The organism is Pseudomonas sp. CGJS7, from assembly GCF_036961695.1.
On the sequence record NZ_JBAMDI010000018.1, the window covers coordinates 59,863 to 81,331 of the forward strand.

Sequence of the window (21,469 nt, forward strand, 5' to 3'; positions counted from 1 at the left end):
GCCGACATGACCACCACCAATTCCACTACAGACGTCGGCAGCGCATACCTGACCTCGCTGCAGAAGCAGACGTCCAAGACTGACAGTTCTACCGGCGCCGCCGGCAGTGCGCTGGGCAAGGACGCGTTCCTGCAGTTGCTGGTCACCCAGATGCAGAACCAGAACCCGCTCGACCCGCAGGAAAACGGCGAGTTCGTGGCCCAGTTGGCGCAGTTCAGCAGCCTGGAAAGCATGCAGTCGCTGAACGACGCAGTGACCTACATCGCGGCTGGGCTGCAATCTTCCCAGGCCTTGCAGGCCTCCTCGCTGGTCGGGCGCAATGTCATTGTCCAGACCGACAAGGCTGTGGTCGATACCAGCAAGGACATGAAGGGCTCGGTCAACCTGACGTCGTCCAGTACCTCCACCTCGGTGGGGATCTACGACAAGGACGACAAACTGGTGCGCACCATCGAACTCGGTACCCAGAAGTCTGGCAGCATCGACTTTACCTGGGATGGCCTGAACGATGACGGTGAAGTCGCGGCCGCCGGGACCTACACCTTCAAGGCCACCGCCTCGATCGATGGCAAGGCCACGGCCATGACCACCAACCTGCCGGCCTCGGTTACCAGTGTGACCATGGGTAGCAACGGTTCGGAGATGACGCTCAACCTGGCCGGGCTGGGCAGTGTTGCGCTTTCCAAAATCCAAAGCATCGGCATCTAGGGCCTGAGCAAAACGACAGGAGTTACACATGTCTTTCAATATCGGCCTTAGCGGCCTCTATGCAGCAAACAAGGCCCTGAACGTTACCGGCAACAACATTGCCAACGTTGCCACCACCGGCTTCAAGTCGTCGCGTGCCGAGTTCGCCGACCAGTACTCCAACTCTATCCGCGGCACCAGCGCGGGCAAGACCGTGATCGGCACCGGGGTAAAGACTGCCGCGGTTTCGCAGCTGTTCACGCCAGGCAATATCAACGCCACCGGCCAGGCGCTGGACATGGCTATCGATGGCAACGGCTTCTTTGCCCTGAACGACAACGGCTCGAAGATCTACACCCGTGCGGGCGCTTTCTACAGCGACAAGGCCGGTTATGTGGTGAATGCTTCGGGTGCCAACCTGCAGGGTTATGCGGTCGGCGAGGACGGCAAGATCATCCAGGGTATCCTGACTGACCTGCAGATCGATACTTCCAACCTGACGCCGAAGCCGACCGGCCTCATCACAGAGAAGATCAACCTGAACTCGGCCGCGACCTCCCCGTCGGTGACGCCCTTCGATCCCACCAATGCCAGCTCCTACAACTTCACGTTCAATACCCCGGTGTTCGACAGCCAGGGTAATGAACACCAGATGAACCAGTACTTCATCAAGGACGACGCGACCAATACCTGGTCCATGCACACCACTATCGATGGCCGCAACCCGGCCAATCCGGCTTCCACCACGCCGCTGGTCAACGCCGTGCCGTTCAAGTCCGATGGTACGCTGGACAAGGATGCAATGACTGCGGGTGACGTCGCGGGCGGCCTGAGCATTGGCGAAGACAAGATCTTCCAGCTCAACGACTGGATCCCGGCGCAGAAAAACGCCGCTGGAGAGTGGTCGGCCAATGGCGCCATCGCCAACGCGGACGGTGTGAAGCTGGACATGCTGGGTGCCACCCAATACAACGCGTCGTCCGCAGAAATCGCCAAAACCCAGGATGGCTTCGCCACCGGTGAGCTGTCTGGGCTGAGCATCGACCAGAACGGCTACCTGTTTGCCAGCTTCACCAACGGCAAGGACAAGGTGATCGGCCAGGTGGCAATTGCCAACTTCGCCAACCTGCAGGGCCTGACGCCGATTGGCGGTACCAACTGGAAAGAGTCCTATGCCTCGGGCGTGCCGGTGATCGGCGCTCCGGACACCGGTACCCTCGGCCAGATTTCCGGTGGTGCCCTGGAGGACTCCAACGTCGACCTGACCGGCGAGCTGGTCAACCTGATCAAGGCGCAGAGCAACTACCAGGCCAATGCCAAGACCATTTCCACTGAAAGCACCATCATGCAGACCATCATTCAGATGACCTGATGATTGTTTTTGCTGTGGTGTTTGTAATTGGGGCCGCAAAGCGGCCCCAAGAATGTGAAGGTTCATGCGAATGAAGCGGCTGTCGTTACTGGCCTTGTTCCCCCTGCTGGTGCTGGTTCTGCCGGCCCCCGCTGCCCCCGCCCCGTTCTATCAATGGCAAAGCCTGGTCACCGGCCGCTACCTGTGTTCGGCCCACAACCCGGGCAAAGGCTGGGTGCGCCACTCTGGCCCCTACAACAACGCCGCCTGCCGCGCCCATTGAGCAAGCCCTTGCCGCAGGCGGCAAACATCCGCCGACAAACTGACGGTTATTGCCCCTTGCCGCGCTGAAAGCCCCGTAAACCGGGTGTTTCAGACTTGGTTCAATTATTGCTTGGAACCTGCCCAGTGACAGCGCGGCAGCTACGCGCAGAGGAGAAACTGTGGACAAGTTGCTTTATGTGGCCATGACCGGCGCCAGCCAGAACGCGCTGGCGCAGAAGGCCCACGCCAACAACCTGGCGAACATTTCCACCAACGGTTTTCAGCGCGACCTGGAGCAGGCCCGCTCGATGCCGGTGTTCGGTGACAGCTTTCCGGCGCGTGCATTCGCCATGACCGAGCGCCCGGCCACCGACTTCAGTGAAGGCCCGTTGGTCGAAACTGGCCGCGACCTTGACGTGGCGGTGACCGGCAAAGGCTTTATCGCCGTGCAGGCGCCGGACGGCAGCGAAGCCTATGTGCGTACCGGTAGCCTGAACATCGATGCCCTCGGTGTCCTGCGTGCCGGCAATGGCATGCCGGTGATCGGCAACGGTGGCCCGATCGCCATCCCGCCGGAGCAGAAAGTGGAAGTGGGTGCCGACGGCACCATCAGCATCCGCTCCATGGGTGAAGACCCGCGGGTGATGGCCGAGGTCGACCGCATCAAGCTGGTCAACCCGGACACCAAAGGCCTGACGAAGGGCCTGGACGGTCTGATCCACACCACTTCCGGCCAGCCGGCCGATGCCGACGTCAACGTGCGGGTGGTGGCTGGCTTCCTGGAAGGCAGCAATGTCAACGCTGTCGAGGAAATGACCTCGGTGCTGGCGCTGTCCCGCCAGTTCGAACTGCACGTCAAGATGATGAATACGGCCAAGGAAGGCGACGAAGCCATGGCTCGGGTTTTGCAAATCGGCTAATCACTTTTGAACGGGTGCCGTAAAACAGGCGCACGAGGAGAACTCACATGCTTCCGGCTCTTTGGGTCGCTAAAACCGGCCTGTCCGCTCAGGACACCAACCTGACGGTCATTTCCAACAACCTGGCCAACGTCTCGACCACCGGCTTCAAGCGTGATCGCGCCGAATTCGCAGACCTGCTCTACCAGATCAAGCGCCAGCCTGGTGCCCAGTCGACCCAGGACAGCGAGCTGCCCTCGGGCCTGCAGGTCGGTACCGGTGTGCGTATTGTGGGCACCCAGAAAAGCTTCGTCGCCGGCAGCCTGCAAACCACCGAAAACCCGTTGGACATGGCAGTCAACGGCCGCGGTTTCTTCCAGGTCCTGCAGCCGGACGGCACCGTGTCGTACACCCGTGACGGCACCTTCCACCTGAACTCCGATGGCCAGATCGTCACCGCCAACGGCTACGCCCTGGAACCTGCCATTGTCGTGCCTAACGACGCCCAGACCTTCACCGTTGGCCAGGACGGCACCGTGTCGATCACCACCGCCGGCAACCCGGCTGCACAGGTGATCGGCAACATCCAGACCGCCGACTTCATCAATCCGGCCGGCCTGCAGGCGATCGGCGACAACCTGTTCCTCGAGACCGCCGCCAGTGGTGCACCGCAGGTCGGCACCCCAGGCCTGAACGGTTTTGGCACCACCTTGCAGCAGACGCTGGAGAACTCCAACGTCAGTACCGTGGAAGAGCTGGTGAACATGATCACCACTCAGCGTGCCTACGAGATGAACTCCAAAGTCATTTCCACGGCCGACCAGATGCTGTCGTTCGTTACTCAACAGCTCTAAGCCCTGTCACTCAGCTGCGCCCGTGAGGTAAGTGTCATGAATCGTCTGTTGTCCGTTTTCGCCCTGGGGGGGGCGGTGTTGCTGGCAGGTTGCGTCGCACCGACGCCCAAGCCCAACGACCCGTACTATGCGCCGGTGTTGCCGCGCACCCCGTTGCCGGCAGCGGCCAACAACGGTTCAATCTACCAGGCCGGTTTCGAGCAGAACCTGTACAGCGACCGCAAGGCGTTCCGGGTGGGTGACATCATCACCATCACGCTCAATGAGCGCACGTCCGCCAGCAAGAACGCGGGCTCGCAGATCGCCAAGACCAGCAAGACCGACATCGGCCTGACTTCGCTGTTTGGTAGCACGCCCAACACCAATAATCCGTTCGGTGGTGGCGACCTTTCGCTGGAGGCCGGTTATAGCGGCGATCGCGCGACCAAGGGCGACAGCAAGGCCACCCAGGGCAACACGCTGACCGGTTCGATCACCGTCACCGTGGCCGAAGTGCTGCCCAACGGCATCATCGCCGTGCGCGGCGAGAAGTGGCTGACCCTGAACACCGGCGAAGAGCTGGTGCGCATTGCCGGCATGGTTCGCGCTGACGATATCGCCACCGACAACACCGTGCCGTCCACCCGTGTGGCCGACGCGCGCATCACCTACTCCGGTACCGGTTCGTTCGCCGATGCCAGCCAGCCCGGGTGGCTGGACCGCTTCTTCATCAGCCCGCTTTGGCCTTTCTGAGTACGGATGACCATGTTCAACGTGAGGCAGCTGATTGCCACAACCCTGCTTTTGTCCTGCGCCTTCGCTGCCCAGGCCGAGCGCCTGAAGGACATTGCCAGCATCTCTGGCGTACGTTCCAACCAGTTGATTGGTTACGGCCTGGTGGTGGGCCTCAATGGCACGGGTGACCAGACCACCCAGACGCCGTTCACCCTGCAAACCTTCAACAACATGCTGTCGCAATTCGGCATCAAGGTGCCGGCCGGTTCCGGCAACGTGCAGCTGAAGAACGTTGCCGCAGTGTCGGTGCACGCCGACCTGCCACCGTTCGCCAAGCCGGGCCAGGTGGTGGACATCACCGTGTCGTCGATCGGTAACTCGAAGAGCCTGCGCGGCGGCAGCCTGTTGATGACCCCGCTCAAGGGTATAGACGGCAATGTCTATGCCATTGCCCAGGGCAACCTGGTCGTGGGTGGCTTTGACGCCGAGGGCCGTGACGGCTCCAAGATCACTGTCAACGTGCCGTCGGCTGGCCGTATCCCGGGTGGTGCCAGTGTCGAGCGTGCGGTGCCGAGCGGCTTCAACCAGGGCAATACCCTGACCCTGAACCTCAATCGTCCCGACTTCACGACCGCCAAGCGCATCGTGGACAAGGTCAACGACCTGCTCGGCCCTGGCGTGGCCCAGGCCGTGGATGGTGGTTCGGTACGGGTCAGCGCGCCGATGGACCCAAGCCAGCGCGTGGATTATCTGTCGATCCTCGAAAACCTCGAAATCGACCCGGGCCAGGCGGTGGCCAAGGTCATCATCAACTCGCGTACCGGCACCATCGTCATCGGCCAGAACGTCAAGGTGTCGCCGGCGGCGGTTACCCACGGCAGCCTGACCGTGACCATCACCGAAGACCCGATCGTCAGCCAGCCGGGGGCCTTCTCCAATGGTCAGACTGCCGTGGTGCCACGCTCGCGGGTCAATGCCGAGCAGGAAGCCAAGCCGATGTTCAAGTTCGGCCCGGGCACCACGCTGGATGAAATCGTCCGCGCGGTGAACCAGGTGGGCGCAGCGCCCGGCGACCTGATGGCGATCCTCGAAGCCTTGAAGCAGGCCGGCGCCTTGCAGGCCGACCTGATCGTGATCTGAGGACGGCGCGGATGAATATCAAAAGCCAGGTATCCGGTAGTGCCGACAGCGGCGCCTATACCGACCTCAACCGCCTGAGTGCCCTCAAGCACGGCGACCGCGACAGCGAAGCCAATGTGCGCAAGGTGGCCCAGGAATTCGAGTCGCTGTTCATCAGCGAAATGCTCAAGGCCTCGCGCAAGGCCAGTGACGTGCTGGCCGACGACAACCCGATGAACACCGAAACGGTCAAGCAGTACCGCGACATGTACGACCAGCAGTTGGCCGTGAGCATGTCCCGCGAAGGTGGCGGCATCGGCTTGCAGGACGTGCTGGTGCGCCAGCTGACCAAGGGCCGCAGTGCGTCGATCAATACCAGCCCGTTCCCGCGCGTCGATAGCAGTGGCCCGGCATTGTGGGGCAACAAGGTGGCGGAGCCGGCGCATGCCATGGCCTCGTCCACTACGCGAAATGACGTTGCTGCACTCAACGCGCGGCGCCTGGCCCTGCCCAGCAAACTCACCGACCGCCTGTTGGCCGGTATCGTGCCGTCGGCGGAAACTGCCAATAACGCCGCCGTGCCTGCCCGTGACGGTCAGCCAGTCGCCAAGGCCTTCGCCGTGCCGGACAACGGCCTGCGCATTGTCGGCCGTGCCGTGGCCCAGCCACCGCTGGCACCGAACAAGGCTTTCACCGACAGCGACGCCTTCGTCGCCACCATGCTGCCAATGGCCGAGCAGGCCGCCAGGCGCATTGGTGTCGACCCGCGCTACCTGGTGGCCCAGGCCGCGCTGGAAACCGGTTGGGGCAAGTCGGTGATGCGCAACAGCGACGGCAGCAGCAGCCACAACCTGTTCGGCATCAAAGCCACCGGCAACTGGCAAGGCGAGCAGGCGCGGGCGATCACCAGCGAATTCCGCGATGGCCAGTTCGTCAAGGAAACCGCGGCGTTCCGCAGCTACGACTCCTACCAGGACAGCTTCCACGATCTCGTTACCTTGCTGCAGAGCAATGCTCGCTATCAAGGTGCGCTGGATGCGGCCGATAACCCTGAGCAGTTTGCAAGAGAGCTGCAAAAAGCAGGTTATGCGACCGACCCGGGCTATGCGAAGAAGATCATCAGCATCGCCCAGCAAATGCAGTCAACCCCGCAATACGCCATGGCTGGCAGAACCACGAACTTATAAAAGGACTAAATCATGTCGAGCCTGATTTCCATCGGCCTGAGTGGCCTGAGTGCCAGCCAGGCGGCCTTGTCGGTAACCAGTAACAACATCGCCAACGCCGCGACCAGTGGCTACTCGCGCCAGCAGACGGTTCAGGCGGCGGGGCCTTCGCACAACATAGGCGCAGGGTTCCTGGGTACCGGGACCACGCTGGCGGATGTGCGTCGCATCTACAGCTCCTACCTGGACAACCAGTTGCAGACGGCCACCTCGTTGCAGGCAGACTCGCTGACGTTCCAGGATCAGATCACCAGCGTCGACAAGCTGCTGGCCGACCGTGACACCGGTATCAGTTCGGTCCTTACCGCCTTCTTTTCGGCGCTGCAGACTGCAGCGGCGAAACCGGGTGACGTTGCCTCGCGTCAGCTGCTGCTGACCCAGGCGCAAACCCTGAGCAACCGTTTCAACGCGGTGAGCACCCAGCTGACCCAGCAGAACGCCACGATCAACTCCCAGCTCGACACCATGGCCGGCCAGGTGAACAAGCTCACCGCCAACATTGCCGAGTACAACAAGCAGATCACCGCCGCCAGCGCCTCCGGCAACAGCCCTAACAGCCTGCTGGATGCGCGCAGCGAAGCCGTGCGCCAGCTCAACGAGCTGGTAGGGGTGACGGTACAGGAGCGTGATGGCAACTACGACGTGTACCTGGGCAGTGGCCAATCGCTGGTCACCGGAACCAAGGCCAACACCTTGTCGGTGGAGCCGGGTGTGGCCGACAAGAGCCAGGTTGCCCTGCGCATCAACTATGACTCGTTCAGCTCGGACGTGACCTCGGTGGTGTCCGGTGGCGCCATTGGCGGCCTGTTGCGTTATCGCCAGGACGTGCTGACGCCGTCGATGAACGAGCTTGGTCGCGTTGCCCTGGTCGTCGCCGACAGCATCAATAGCCAGCTGGGGCAGGGCCTGGATGCCAACGGCCAGTTCGGCAGCTCGCTGTTCTCCAGCATCAACAGCGCCACCGCCATTGCCCAGCGCAGCCTGGCCTCGTCGAACAACGGTGCAGGCTCCGGCAATCTGGATGTCACCATCGCCAACAGCGGTGCGCTGACCACCTACGACTACGAGGTGAAGTTCACCAGCGCCAACCAGTACAGTGTGCGCCGCTCAGACGGCACCGACATGGGCAGCTTCGACCTGAATGCCGACCCGGCACCGGTGATCGATGGTTTCAGCCTGGCGTTGAAAGGCGGCGGCCTGGCGGCCGGCGACAGCTTCAAGGTCATCCCCACCCGTGCAGCTGCCGGGAGCATTACCACGACTTTGACCGATGCCAACAAGCTGGCCTTCGCCGGCCCTGTCAGCGCGACCTCGGGCAGTGGCAACAGCGGTACTGGCACCATCACCCAGCCGACCCTGAGCGAGTCGCTGGACATCTACGGCGGTGCCGATACCGCGCTGATCCAGCAGTCGATTCGCGATTCGATGCCGGTGCGCGTGGTGTTCGATGCTGCCAGTGGCGGCTCCCAGGGCTACAAGCTGTTCGATGCCAAGGGCACCCAGATTGGTACCGGCAGCGTGGTGCCTGGGCAGGACAACAAGTTGTCCATCGCCGTGCCGATGCTGGATGCGGCCGGCGACCCGATTCTGGATGGTAGCGGTAACCCGCGTACCTTTGCCGTCGAGACCACAATCGGTGGCAGCCCTGCGGCCAATGACAGCTTTACCCTGTCGTTCAATGCCGACGGCAAGGCGGACAACCGCAATGCCAACGCGCTGCTGGACCTGCAGACCAAGTCGACCGTGGGCACCAATTCTGGCACCGGGACCAGCTTCACCTCGGCCTACGCCTCGCTGGTCGAGCGGGTAGGGGCCAAGGCCAGCCAGGCCACCATTGACACCACGGCGACCCAGGCAGTGCTCAAGTCTGCGACCGAGAGCCGCAGCGCGGTGTCGGGCGTCAACCTCGATGACGAAGCGGCCAGCCTGGTGAAGTTCCAGCACTACTACACAGCGTCGTCGCAGATCATCAAGGCGGCGCAAGAAACCTTCTCCACCCTGATCAACGCCCTGTAAGGAGTAGCGGACCGTGCGTATTTCAACTGCTCAGTTCTATGAGACCAGCGCCACTAGCTACTCCCAGAACTACTCCAACTTGGCCAAGATTACCGAACAGGTCACCTCCAAATCGCGCATCCAGTCGGCCGGTGACGACCCGGTCGGCGCTGCGCGCTTGCTTGTGCTGCAGCAACAGAGCGCCTTGTTGGAGCAGTACAGCGGAAACATGACCACGGTCAAGAACGCCCTGCTGCAGGAAGAGAGCGTGCTATCGACCATCAACGATGCCCTGCAGCGTGCCAGCGAGCTGGCGATCCAGGCGGGTAACGGGGGCCTGAGCGATGCCGACCGTACCTCGATCGCCAGCGAGATCAAGGAAATCGAAGCCAACGTGTTCGGTCTGCTGAACTCGCGCGATGCCAACGGCGACTACATGTTTGGCGGCTCCAAGTCGTCGACCCCGCCCTATGTGCGCAACGCCGACGGCACCTACAGCTACCAGGGCGACCAGACCCAGCTGAGCCTGCAGGTGTCCGACACCTTGCGCCTGGCGACCAACGACACCGGCTACAGCATTTTCGACCAGGCCACCAATAACAGCCGCACCCAGTCGAGCCTGGTAGCACCGTCGCCGGATGACGGCAAGGTATTGCTGTCTGGCGGCCTGTTGACCTCGGCCACCACCTACGGCAATCAGTTTGCCGCTGGTCAGCCGTATTCTGTCACCTTCACCAGTGCCACCGAGTACAGCGTGAGGGATGCCGCCGGCAATGACATCACCAATGAAACCGCCGGCAAGGGCAAGTTCGACGTCAATACCGAAGGCGGCAAGATGATCTCGCTGCGCGGTGTCGACTTCGAGATCAACCTGAACCTGGCGGAAGGTGACGATGCTGACGCCGTCGTTGCCGGCCATGTGTTCACCCTCGAAGCCAAGCCCGATACCCTCACGGCGACGCGTAGCGCGGGCAACCCGTCGACGGCGCAGGTGACCGGCACCAGCGTTACCGACCCGGAAGCTTACCGTAGCACCTTCCCAAGCAACGGCGCGGTGATCCGCTTCACCAGCGACACCGAGTATTCTCTGTATGCGCAGCCGTACAGTGCCGACAGTAAGCCGATTGGCTCGGGTACAGTAGGGGCGGGCAACGCAGTGACGGTGGCAGGCGTTACCTACCAGTTCGACAGCGCGCCGAAGCAAGGCGACCAGTTCTCGGTCAATGCCAATACCCATCGCACGCAGAACGTACTGGACACCCTGGGGCAGCTACGCAGCGCTCTCGAAAAGCCACTGGACACACCCGAGGCGCAGGCTGCACTGAAAACCGCCACCGACTCGGCGATTTCCAACCTGGCCAGTGCCCGGGATCGTATCGACATTACCCGTGGTTCGATCGGTGCGCGGGGCAACTCGCTGGATATTCAGGCGCAGGAAAACGAAAGCCTGGGGCTGGCCAACCAAAGCACACAAAGTGCCATTGGCGATACTGACATGGCCTCGGCCACCATTCAGCTGACCCTGCAGCAGGCCATGCTTGAAGCTTCGCAGTTGGCGTTTGCGCGCATTTCTCAGCTAAGCCTGTTCGACAAGATCTAATCTGCCTGCCTGATCCTGGGGCTGCTGCACAGCCCTATCGCGACACAAGGCCCCCCACAGGTCCTCCTCTCTCCTGAGGGTGGCGTATTTGGGCTGCTCCCCAGGGTTGGATTGGTGTCCAGCTTCTTGGGGGCAGTCCAGGTCGTCCTCTCTCCTGAAGGTGGCGTATTTGTGGGAGCGGCCTTGCGTCGCGAAAGGGCCGCGAAGCGGCCCCATCGATATCGGTTGCGAAGCTGATCATTCGGGGTCCAGTGCCCGCCCGGTCATTCCAAAAATTCCCCAGTCCCCACACCCTCGCCACGGCTTTCGTAGCATTTCAATGTGACCAATGAGTCAAAACGCTCATCTTCCCTGTATTCTATGCAGCAGCTGTTGCAGCATTTTGTTACCGGTGCGCAGGCGAGCCCTGGCTACAACCCCTGGCGGTGACCGCTCCGGTATTTGGCGCCCTCAATTCATCGAGTGGTGGTCTTTGGCTGTTTTCATTGGGAAGCCAGAATGATTGGCATCAAAAGCATTGCGAGTTACGTGCCCACCGCTGGCCTGGACAACTACGTTCAGGGTGCGAAGTTCGGCAAGGACGAAGAGTTCATGTTCGGCAAGATCGGTGCGTCGTTCCTGCCGCGCAAGGCCGAAGAGCAAGAAACCTCCGACTTGTGCGTAGAAGCCGCCCAGGCGCTGTTCGCCAGCAACCCCGACCTTGATCCGCAATCGATCGATGCGTTGATCGTGGTCACCCAGAACGGCGACGAAGAAGGCCTGCCGCACACCGCAGCCATCGTCCAGAGCAAACTTGGCCTGTCTACCCGCGTGGCGGCGTTCGACGTGTCGCTGGGCTGCTCCGGCTATGTGTATGGCCTGTATGCGATCAAAGGCTTCATGGAGGCGGCAGGCCTGAAGAACGGCCTGCTGATCACCGCCGACCCGTATTCGAAGATCGTCGACCCGGAAGACCGCAACACCACCATGCTGTTCGGCGACGCCGCCACGGCAACCTGGATGGGTGAAGACGCGGTTTGGAACCTGGGCCAGGCGCGTTTCGGCACTGACGGTTCCGGTGCCGAGCACCTGAAAGTCAGTGACGGCAAATTCTTCATGAATGGCCGCCAGGTATTCAACTTCGCCCTGATCAAAGTGCCAGCGCACCTGCACGAGCTGCTGGATGCCAGCGGCCTGAAGTCGTCGGATATCGACGCCTTCTGCATCCACCAGGGCAGTGCGGCGATTGTCGACGCCGTGGCGCGACGCTTTGAAGAGCAACACCCGGAGAAGTTCGTCAAGGACATGCTGGAAACCGGCAATACGGTGTCCTCCAGTGTTCCGCTGCTGCTGCAGAAGCACATGCTCGATGGCAGCTGGAAGCGCGTGGCGATCAGTGGCTTTGGCGTGGGCCTGTCGTGGGGCTCGGCCATCCTGTACCGCGACTGACCCCAGTCAGCCCCCAAAAGCGCCCGGCGGCCACCGCCCGGCGCTTTTTTTCTGCCGAAAATAAATGTCTGCCTGACGCAGCCCATTGTAGGAGCGGGTTCACCCGCGAAGAAGGCAGCTCGGTCTATGGCACCGGCTTCGCCGGTGTTCGCGGGTGAACCCGCCCCTACAGACGGGATGAGGCATTCAGCCCATTCCAAACAGTTTTTGACGCCAATAAACCGCCCTTAACCCCTTGATTTCTCAGGGCTGGCCCCATGCCAGTATTTTTTTTTTGAAAAAACCCTCAAGCAACCCGCACACCCGACGATAACCATTACGAAGGTTCTCTAGGCCACACCCGGCTGTCGCCAGGGCCGGAAGCCGCAGTATCCATACAACGAGGAATTCGTCATGGCTTTGACCGTTAACACTAACATCACCTCCTTGGGCGTTCAGAAGAACCTGAACCGTGCTTCCGACGCGCTGGGCACCTCCATGTCCCGCCTGTCCTCTGGCCTGAAAATCAACAGCGCCAAAGACGACGCCGCTGGCCTGCAGATCGCCAACCGTCTGACCAGTCAGGTCAAAGGCCTGGCCGTCGGCGTGAAAAACGCCAACGACGGTATCTCCATCGCCCAGACCGCTGAAGGCGCGATGCAGGAATCCACCAACATTTTGCAGCGTATGCGCGAACTGGCCCTGCAATCCGCCAACGGCTCGAACAGCGATGACGACCGTGCTTCCCTGCAGCAAGAATTCACTGCCCTGACCGGCGAACTGAACCGTATCGCCAGCACCACCACCTTTGGTGGCCGTAACCTCCTGGACGGCTCGTTCGGCAGCACTTCATTCCAGGTTGGCGCCAACGCTAACGAAACCATCTCGTTCGGCATGAGCAACCTGAGCGCTACCGGTCTGAAAGGTACCTACAGCGAGGCCAACGTTGCTGGTGTCGCTACCCAGATGAAGGCTTCGGTTACTGGTTCGCTGAACTACCAGGCGGGTGGTCTCTACACCGCTGACGCAACCAATGATCAAACGCTGACTTTGGCTGGCACTGATATCACCATCGCTTCAGGTTCGTCTATTGCTCAGGCAGTTTCGGCCATCAACGCCAAAACTGCTGACACTGGCGTAACCGCCAAGCTGGATGATGCCGGTACTGGCATCATCATGAGCTCGAAGAAGGCGTTCACTACTTCTGCGACTGCGGGCGGGCTGATCGCTGGTGTAGGTACCACTGAGAGCACTGCTGCCAAAACCACTGCGCTGAACAACGATGCAGAAATCAACATCAATGGCGTGTCGATTGCCCTGGCTGCTGCCGATCCTCTGGGTGGCGCGGCAAGCGTGGTTTCGAAGATCAATGCTGAAACCGCGAACACTGGTGTTACTGCCAGCCTGACCAGTGATGGCCGTTTGCAGCTGGATTCCACTGACGCCGGTGTTCCAACTGGTAAGGCAATCACCCTGGCTGATGGTTCGGGTGCAGATGGCGCGGGTACTCTCGCTGCGCTGGGTCTGTCGGCCGGCACTACCGAAACCAAACTGACCGCCAACACCTCGCTGAACATCAACGGCGTAGAAGTCAAGTTCAACCAAGGCTCGACCATGGACGAGATTATCTCGTCCATCAACAGCGCCAGCACTGGCGTGACTGCTTCCAAGGTGACCACTGCTGGCGCCGACAAGATCTCGCTGTTCTCCGACAACGACATCAAGATCTCTGAAGGTAGCGCTGGTACCGGCCTGACCATGCTGGGTCTGACCGCTGGTTCCACCACTGCGGCTGTGCAAAATACTACCATGTCCGACTTGAGCATCCTGACTGCCGACGCGTCGCAGCAAGCCGTTCAAGCTCTGGACTCCGCCATCCAGCAGGTCGACAGCCAGCGCGCCCAGCTGGGTGCGGTGCAAAACCGTTTCAACAGCACCGTTTCTAACCTGCAAAGCATCTCGGAAAACTCCACTGCGGCCCGCAGCCGTGTGCAGGACGCCGACTTCGCTTCGGAAACTGCCGAGCTGACCAAGCAGCAAACCCTGCAACAGGCTTCCACTGCGATTCTGTCTCAGGCCAACCAGCTGCCGTCGTCGGTACTGAAACTGCTGGGCTAATTTCAAAAGCTGAGTAGTTTGACGAAGGGTACGGCGACGTACCCTTTCGTCTTTCCAAGAAAAGAGGTGTAAGAAATGGATATGAGCGTGAAACTGGGCCTGTCCTATCCCGCCTCCGCTGCGCCCGACACGTCGACGAGCAAGCGGCAAGCAAGCGAACAGGCAGCTGACGAGCCTGTCGCCAAAGAATCTAAGCCTGTAGCTCGAAAAGAGCTGGAAACCGCTGTAAATGCGATCCAGGACTTCGTAAAGGCTTCAGAGCGACAACTCGACTTTTCGATCGATGAAGCCTCCGGTCTGGTGGTGGTCAAAGTCATAGCCCGTCAAAGTGGCGAAGTCATCCGCCAGCTGCCTTCGGAAGTGGCGCTGAAACTGGCGGAAAACCTCAAGGATGCCGGCAGCCTGTTGTTCGACACCCAGGCCTGAGTTGGCACGGCTTTTGTTGTAAAGCCGCACGGACGCGTTTTCGTCGAATGTTCGACGGTCACCGAAAAGGAAAGTTAAAGATGGCGAGTGCAACCATTACCGGCCTGGGTTCTGGCCTTAAGATCGATGAAATCGTCGCGGCCCTCACGGCTGCCGAAAAAGCACCTAAGCAGGCGCAGATCAATACCCAGACTCAGAAGGCGACTACGTCCTTGTCGGCCATTGGCACTGTCAAAAGTGCACTCGACACTTATCGGTCCGCGATTGCCAAGCTCAATACCGCTACAAGCTTCAACGGCTTGAGCGCGACGTCTTCTGACAAGGCGGTGGCCAATATCACCATCGCCGATGGTGTGTCGACAGGAACGTACTCGTTAGAAGTGACCCAGTTGGCTACCGCTTCTAAGATTTCCACCAAGGTATACAGTGGCGCATCTGCGGTGATCAACAGTAGCGGCCAGGCGCAGACCCTGACTATCGGTCAGGGCGATACCACCTATAGCGTCAACATTGCGGACGGGGCAACGTTGCAGCAGACGCGGGATAGTATCAATAGCCAGTTGCAGTCCAAGGGTGTCACTGCCAACATCGTGACCGATGCCAGTGGTTCGCGTCTGGTGTTTTCTTCGACCAAGATGGGGGCGGGTACCGAACTGACATTGGGTGGTGGCTCTGACTTGGCAGTCGATACCAAGACCATTGCCGTTCCACAGAATGCCAAGTACAAGCTCGATGGTCTTGAGCTTGAATCAGCCTCCAATTCGGTGACTGATGCAGTAAGTGGTGTGAATATCGAGCTGGTCAAAGAGGGTAAGGTTTCGCTCTCGGTCAGCAATAACACCGATACCCTCAAGACCTCCGTGCAGTCGTTCATCACTGCCTACAATGCGCTGATGACGTCTATCAACAGCGTAACAAAGGTAACGGCAGGCGCTGATGGCAGTAGCACCACCGGCGCCGCACTGACTGGGGATGCCACGATGCGTTCGATGGTCAACTCGATCCGCAGCGAGCTGACACGTTCGGTGGGTGAGGGCGGTTTGAAGACCTTGTCTCAACTGGGTGTAAATACGGTCCAGAAAACCGGGCTGCTGGAGCTGAATGAGACTAAATGGAACGACGCGGTAAAAACCCATGCCGCCGATATCAGTGACCTGTTCACTGGCAAAGAAGGCTTGTTGACCCGTATGACCTCGGCGACTGAGGGCTATGCCAAGACGGGGGGTATCCTTGCCTCGCGGCAGACCAGCCTGACTGCGCAGCTTAAGGAGCTCGAGTCCTCCCAGGAGGCACTCGATCGCCGCATCGAATCGCTGACCGAAACCTTGACCAAAAAGTACAATGCTATGGATACGCTAGTCGCCCAGCTCAAAGCCAGTAGTGACAGCGTGATGGCTACACTGAACGCACTGAACAAGTCCAATAGCGACGATTGATCACCCTAAAGAAAGCCGGGGCAGTGCCGATTACCTAGGTATGCTGCCACTGTTGCACCAAGTTCACTGAGGATTTCCCATGCACCCGATGAGAGCCCTTCGCCAGTACCAGAAGGTCAATTCCCATGCCCAAATTTCCGAGGCAACCCCTCATCGTTTGGTGCAAATGCTGATGGAGGGCGGGCTTGACCGCATGGCTCAGGCAAAGGGTGCAATCAGTCGTGGAGACGTTGCTCAAAAGGGTATCTTGCTGGGTAAGGCTATCGACATTATTGGTGGCTTGCGTGAAGGGTTGGACCGGGAAAAGGCGGAAAACCCCGAAGAACTGGATCGCCTGGATGAGTTATATGCCTACATGACCACACGCCTGATGCAGGCCAACTTGCACAGTGATCCGGCTATTATCGACGAAGTCGCGCAATTGATGATCACTGTCAAAAGCGGCTGGGATGCCATCGCCTCCGCCGAGCAATAACACCCTAAGGAGCCCCCCATGAGCGCGCTGCAGCAAATCGAAGACACCCGCCTTGCCCTGAGCGAGGCCCTGCAAGTGCGCGACTGGGCGGCCATTGGTGAGTTGGACTTGGCCTGTCGTACGCTGATGGATGAATTACTGCAAGAGAATCTGGATGATGAGGCCGCAATCCGGGCCAATCTGGAAGCGTTGATGGCGGTTTATCGTCAGCTGATCGACGTTGCAAGTGACGAGCGTCAATCCTTGGTCGCACAAATGTCGAATATCAACCAAGCGAAACACGCCACAAAGGTATACCATCTGTTCAGCTGAAGCTGGGCAGAGAGCAACGCTTCGACGCCATAAATTTGACTGCCTTTAAGTTTTTGACTTTACTAGTGGCTGTTTTCGAATTTCAGACGTCCGAACACTGACCATTCAGTCGGAATGATGTCGAGCACGCCCCTGCAGGGCGCCGATATGACTAGGGAAGTTGCTATTGCATGTGGCGTGAAACCAAGATTCTGCTGATCGATGACGACAGCGCGCGCCGCCGCGACCTTGCGGTGGTGCTGAACTTCCTCGGCGAAGAAAACCTCGCGTGTGCCAGCCATGACTGGCAGCAGGCGGTCGAGCCATTGTCCTCGAGCCGCGAAGTGCTGTGCGTGCTCATCGGCACCGTAAATGCTCCGGGCAATCTGCTTGGGTTGCTTAAGACAGTGGCTGCGTGGGATGAGTTCCTTCCAGTTTTGCTTTTAGGTGAAATTTCTTCCGCCGAGCTGCCGGAAGACCTTCGCCGCCGGGTGCTTTCCAACCTGGAAATGCCGCCAAGCTACAGCCAGCTGCTGGATTCGCTGCACCGTGCCCAGGTCTACCGCGAAATGTATGACCAGGCGCGCGAGCGCGGTCGCCAGCGCGAGCCCAATCTGTTCCGCAGCCTGGTTGGCACCAGTCGTGCCATTCAGCACGTGCGGCAAATGATGCAGCAAGTGGCGGATACCGACGCCAGCGTGCTGATCCTGGGTGAGTCGGGCACCGGCAAGGAAGTGGTAGCGCGCAACCTGCACTACCATTCCAAGCGCCGCGAAGCGCCGTTCGTGCCGGTCAACTGTGGCGCGATCCCGGCCGAGCTGCTGGAAAGCGAACTGTTCGGCCACGAGAAGGGCGCCTTTACCGGGGCCATCACCAGCCGTGCCGGGCGTTTCGAACTGGCCAACGGCGGTACCCTGTTCCTCGATGAAATTGGCGACATGCCGTTGCCGATGCAGGTCAAGCTGCTGCGTGTGCTGCAGGAGCGTACCTTCGAGCGCGTGGGCAGCAACAAGACCCAGAGCATCGACGTGCGCATCATCGCTGCGACGCACAAGAACCTCGAAACCATGATCGAGGACGGCACCTTCCGCGAAGACCTGTACTACCGCCTGAACGTGTTCCCTATCGAAATGGCGCCGCTGCGTGAGCGGGTGGAAGACATCCCGTTGCTGATGAACGAGCTGATTTCGCGCATGGAGCACGAGAAGCGCGGTTCCATTCGCTTCAATTCCGCCTCGATCATGTCGCTGTGTCGTCACGGCTGGCCGGGCAACGTGCGCGAGCTGGCCAACCTGGTCGAGCGCATGGCGATCATGCACCCGTACGGGGTCATTGGCGTGTCGGAACTGCCGAAGAAATTCCGCTATGTCGATGACGAAGACGAGCAGATGGTCGACAGCCTGCGCAGCGATCTGGAAGAGCGCGTGGCGATCAATGGCCACACACCAAACTTCAGCAACCACGCCATGCTGCCGCCCGAAGGCCTGGACCTCAAGGACTACCTGGGTAGCCTGGAGCAGGGCCTGATCCAGCAGGCGCTGGACGATGCCAACGGTATCGTTGCGCGCGCGGCTGAACGTTTGCGTATTCGCCGTACTACCCTGGTCGAGAAAATGCGCAAGTACGGCATGAGCCGCCAAGGCGGCGAGGAACAGGCGGAAGATTGAAGCCTGGCGGTTGCCTGTGCCGGGCTCTTCGCGGGCACGCCCGCTCCCACAGGATCGATGCACATCTTCAATTCGGTGATATCCCTGTGGGAGCGGGCTTGCCCGCGAAGAGGCCGGCACAAATCCCTATCTCCGGCACGGCTATTGCTACACCGCTGGCAACACACCGTTTTTATGACGGTCAGCCACGCGAGAGAGCACGATGCCCCAGGCCGCCCACGTATCCCGAGCCCCCGATCAGCAGGGGCAAACCCCGGTCGCGCAGGACAGCGGCCAGGGTATCGCGCAAGCCTTCGCCCTGTTCAATCAGGTGTCCAGCCAGCTGAGCCAGTCCTACAGCCTGCTTGAAGCCCGGGTCAGTGAGCTCAAAGGTGAGCTGGCCGTGGTCAGCGCCCAGCGCATCGACGAACTGAGTGAAAAGGAACGCCTGGCCAACCGCCTGCAGAACCTGCTGGACTTGCTACCCGGCGGGGTGATCGTGATCGACGGCCAGGGCCTGGTGCGCGAAGCCAACCCGGCCGCCTGCGAGTTGCTCGGTGAGCCTCTGATCGGCCAATTGTGGCGCCAGGTGATCGCCCGTAGCTTTGCCCCGCGCAAGGACGACGGCCACGAAGTCTCGCTGCGCGACGGTCGCCGCCTGTCGATCGCCACCCGCTCGCTGGATGCCGAGCCTGGCCAATTGGTGCTGCTCAACGACCTGACTGAAACCCGTCGCCTCCAGGACCAGCTGGCTCGCCACGAGCGCCTGTCGTCGTTGGGGCGCATGGTTGCCTCGCTGGCTCACCAGATCCGTACGCCGCTGTCCGCAGCCATGCTGTATGCCAGCCACCTGGCCGATAGCGAGCAAACGCTGAGCGCGGAAACCCGCCTGCGTTTCGCCGCAACCTTGAAGGAACGCCTGCACGAGCTGGAACACCAGGTGCGCGACATGCTGGTGTTTGCCCGTGGCGAGTTGCCGCTGGGGGATCGGGTGACCCCGAAAGCGCTGTTCCAGGCCCTGCAGCAGGCGGCCCAGGCGCATGTGCAGGGGCACGCCGTGCGCTGGCAGTGCGACAGTCATCTGGGTGAGCTGCTGTGCAACCGCGACACGCTGGTCGGCGCCTTGCTCAACCTGATTGAAAATGCCCTGCAGGCCAGCGATGGCCCGGCGCGGCTGAAGGTGCACCTGTACCGCCGCGAACGTAGCTTGCACCTGTGCGTCAGCGATGCCGGCAGCGGCATCGATGCAGGCTTGCTCGGCCGTTTGGGCGAGCCGTTCCTTACCACCAAGGCCACCGGTACCGGCCTGGGCCTGGCCGTGGTCAAGGCGGTGGTGCGTGCGCATCAGGGCACGATCAACCTGCGCTCGAAAGTCGGCCGTGGTACCTGCGTGCGGGTAGAGCTGCCGTTGATCGACGGGCAATTGGCGGAGGGGGTGTAATGGCAATCAAGGTGCTGCTGGTCGAGGATGACCGCGTATTGCGCCAGGCGCTGGGCGATACCCTGGAAATCGGCGGTTTCGCCTATCAGGCAGTGGGCAGTGCCGAAGAAGCGCTGGAGGCCGTACTCGAAGACGCGTTCAGCCTGGTGGTCAGTGACGTCAACATGCCCGGTATGGATGGGCACCAGTTGCTGAGCCAGCTGCGCCGCCAGCAGCCACAGTTGCCGGTGTTGTTGATGACGGCGCATGCCGCCGTCGAGCGTGCGGTCGAGGCCATGCGCCAAGGCGCCGCCGACTACCTGGTCAAACCGTTCGAGCCCAAGGCGCTGCTCAACCTCGTGGAGCGGCATGCCGCCGGACGTGTGACCGGCGAAGAAGGGCCGGTGGCCTGCGAGCCGGCCAGCCGCCAATTGCTGGAGCTGGCGGCCCGTGTGGCGCGCAGTGACTCGACCGTGCTGATTTCCGGCGAGTCCGGTACTGGCAAGGAAGTGCTGGCGCGCTACATTCACCAGCAGTCCCCGCGTGCGGCGCAGCCCTTCGTGGCGATCAACTGCGCGGCGATCCCCGACAACATGCTCGAGGCCACCCTCTTTGGCCACGAGAAGGGTGCCTTCACCGGTGCTATCGCGGCTCAGGCGGGCAAGTTCGAGCAGGCCGAAGGCGGCACCCTGCTGCTCGACGAAATCTCGGAAATGCCCATGGCCTTGCAAGCCAAGCTGCTGCGTGTGCTGCAGGAGCGCGAGGTGGAGCGGGTAGGCGGGCGCAAGCCGATCAGCCTGGACATTCGGGTGCTGGCCACCACCAACCGCGACCTGGCCGGCGAAGTGGCGGCCGGGCGCTTCCGCGAAGACCTGTACTACCGCCTGTCGGTGTTCCCGCTGGCCTGGCGCCCGCTGCGTGAGCGGCCGGGCGATATCCTGCAGCTGGCCGAGCGCCTGCTGGCGCGCCATGTGACCAAGATGAAGCATGCCCCGGTGCGCCTCTCGCCAGCGGCTCGGGCCTGCCTGCAGGCATATGCCTGGCCGGGCAACGTGCGCGAACTGGACAACGCCCTGCAGCGGGCGTTGATTCTGCAGCAGGGTGGCGTGATCGAGGCGGCGGATTTTTGTCTGGCAGGCGCCATTCCATTGTCGGCTGGCACCGAGCCATCTCTCGAGGTGGCTGCTGATGCCGGCGGCCTGGGGGATGACATGCGTCGCCACGAGTACCAGATGATCATCGACACCCTGCGCGCCGAGCGCGGCCGCCGCAAAGAGGCGGCCGAACGCCTGGGGATCAGTCCGCGGACGTTGCGCTACAAGCTGGCGCAGATGCGCGATGCCGGGTTTGACGTCGAGGCCAGTCTGTTCGGCTGACTGGCAAATCATCTGCAACTGGCGCGGACCTCTGTGGGAGCGGTCTTGCGTCGCGATAGGGCCGCAAAGCGGCCCCGGCGATCTTTGCGGCGGAGCTGAAGTCCTGGGGCCGCTTTGCGTCCCTATCGCGACGCAAGGCCGCTCCCACAGGAATTGTGTGATCCC

General features: G+C 61.1%; 19 protein-coding genes. All 19 read left to right on the top strand.

The annotated features are described in order from the left end of the window. The first annotated feature begins 6 nt into the window (after positions 1–6). Complete coding sequence (flgD, locus tag V7787_RS13670) at positions 7–708, top strand: flagellar hook assembly protein FlgD (RefSeq protein ID WP_003254468.1); 702 nt, start codon at positions 7–9, stop codon at positions 706–708. Positions 709–736: 28 nt separating this feature from the next. Beyond that, positions 737–2,059 (top strand): flagellar hook protein FlgE, encoded by a 1,323-nt coding sequence (gene flgE / locus V7787_RS13675; protein ID WP_020189992.1) that lies wholly within the window; start codon positions 737–739, stop codon positions 2,057–2,059. A 70-nt stretch (positions 2,060–2,129) separates the two neighbouring features. Further along, a complete protein-coding gene (locus V7787_RS13680) occupies positions 2,130–2,321 on the top strand; it encodes a hypothetical protein (protein ID WP_003254464.1) in 192 nt (63 codons plus the stop codon). Positions 2,322–2,481: 160 nt separating this feature from the next. Continuing rightward, the gene (flgF, locus tag V7787_RS13685) at positions 2,482–3,222 is read left to right on the top strand and encodes a flagellar basal-body rod protein FlgF (protein WP_010955101.1); all 741 of its coding nucleotides are present in this window, start codon (positions 2,482–2,484) and stop codon (positions 3,220–3,222) included. Between the two features lie 47 nt (positions 3,223–3,269). After that, a complete protein-coding gene (flgG, locus tag V7787_RS13690) occupies positions 3,270–4,055 on the top strand; it encodes a flagellar basal-body rod protein FlgG (protein ID WP_003254462.1) in 786 nt (261 codons plus the stop codon). Between the two features lie 36 nt (positions 4,056–4,091). Then, positions 4,092–4,787, top strand: a complete 696-nt coding sequence (flgH, locus tag V7787_RS13695) for a flagellar basal body L-ring protein FlgH (RefSeq protein WP_003254461.1) — start codon at positions 4,092–4,094, stop codon at positions 4,785–4,787. Positions 4,788–4,799: 12 nt separating this feature from the next. Continuing rightward, positions 4,800–5,909, top strand: a complete 1,110-nt coding sequence (locus tag V7787_RS13700; protein ID WP_004575771.1) for a flagellar basal body P-ring protein FlgI — start codon at positions 4,800–4,802, stop codon at positions 5,907–5,909. 11 nt (positions 5,910–5,920) lie between these two features. Then, positions 5,921–7,075, top strand: coding sequence for a flagellar assembly peptidoglycan hydrolase FlgJ (gene flgJ, locus V7787_RS13705; RefSeq protein ID WP_064491817.1), 1,155 nt, complete (start codon positions 5,921–5,923; stop codon positions 7,073–7,075). Positions 7,076–7,087: 12 nt separating this feature from the next. Beyond that, on the top strand, positions 7,088–9,130 hold the full coding sequence (gene flgK, locus V7787_RS13710) for a flagellar hook-associated protein FlgK (RefSeq protein WP_104886527.1): 2,043 nt from the start codon (positions 7,088–7,090) through the stop codon (positions 9,128–9,130). Positions 9,131–9,143: 13 nt separating this feature from the next. Next, positions 9,144–10,709: a flagellar hook-associated protein 3 gene (locus tag V7787_RS13715; RefSeq protein ID WP_003254454.1), complete on the top strand. Its 1,566-nt coding sequence runs from the start codon at positions 9,144–9,146 to the stop codon at positions 10,707–10,709. A gap of 498 nt (positions 10,710–11,207) precedes the next feature. Beyond that, complete coding sequence (locus tag V7787_RS13720) at positions 11,208–12,137, top strand: ketoacyl-ACP synthase III (RefSeq protein WP_336088542.1); 930 nt, start codon at positions 11,208–11,210, stop codon at positions 12,135–12,137. Between the two features lie 393 nt (positions 12,138–12,530). Next, the gene (locus V7787_RS13725) at positions 12,531–14,234 is read left to right on the top strand and encodes a flagellin N-terminal helical domain-containing protein (protein ID WP_104886524.1); all 1,704 of its coding nucleotides are present in this window, start codon (positions 12,531–12,533) and stop codon (positions 14,232–14,234) included. 75 nt (positions 14,235–14,309) lie between these two features. Continuing rightward, positions 14,310–14,660 carry a flagellar protein FlaG gene (locus tag V7787_RS13730; protein ID WP_104886523.1) on the top strand — a complete coding sequence of 117 codons (351 nt, stop codon included), beginning with the start codon at positions 14,310–14,312 and terminating at the stop codon, positions 14,658–14,660. An 80-nt stretch (positions 14,661–14,740) separates the two neighbouring features. After that, entirely contained in the window at positions 14,741–16,096 is a 1,356-nt protein-coding gene (gene fliD / locus V7787_RS13735; RefSeq protein WP_104886522.1) for a flagellar filament capping protein FliD, read from the top strand. A 79-nt stretch (positions 16,097–16,175) separates the two neighbouring features. Then, complete coding sequence (gene fliS, locus V7787_RS13740) at positions 16,176–16,571, top strand: flagellar export chaperone FliS (protein ID WP_104886521.1); 396 nt, start codon at positions 16,176–16,178, stop codon at positions 16,569–16,571. 18 nt (positions 16,572–16,589) lie between these two features. Beyond that, entirely contained in the window at positions 16,590–16,883 is a 294-nt protein-coding gene (locus V7787_RS13745) for a flagellar protein FliT (protein WP_104886520.1), read from the top strand. Between the two features lie 170 nt (positions 16,884–17,053). Beyond that, entirely contained in the window at positions 17,054–18,529 is a 1,476-nt protein-coding gene (gene fleQ, locus V7787_RS13750) for a transcriptional regulator FleQ (protein ID WP_020191674.1), read from the top strand. A 202-nt stretch (positions 18,530–18,731) separates the two neighbouring features. Beyond that, the gene (locus V7787_RS13755; RefSeq protein WP_104886519.1) at positions 18,732–19,949 is read left to right on the top strand and encodes a sensor histidine kinase; all 1,218 of its coding nucleotides are present in this window, start codon (positions 18,732–18,734) and stop codon (positions 19,947–19,949) included. Continuing rightward, a complete protein-coding gene (locus V7787_RS13760) occupies positions 19,949–21,304 on the top strand; it encodes a sigma-54-dependent transcriptional regulator (protein ID WP_104886518.1) in 1,356 nt (451 codons plus the stop codon). Before V7787_RS13755 ends, V7787_RS13760 begins: the two co-directional genes overlap by 1 nt. Positions 21,305–21,469 lie beyond the last annotated feature (165 nt).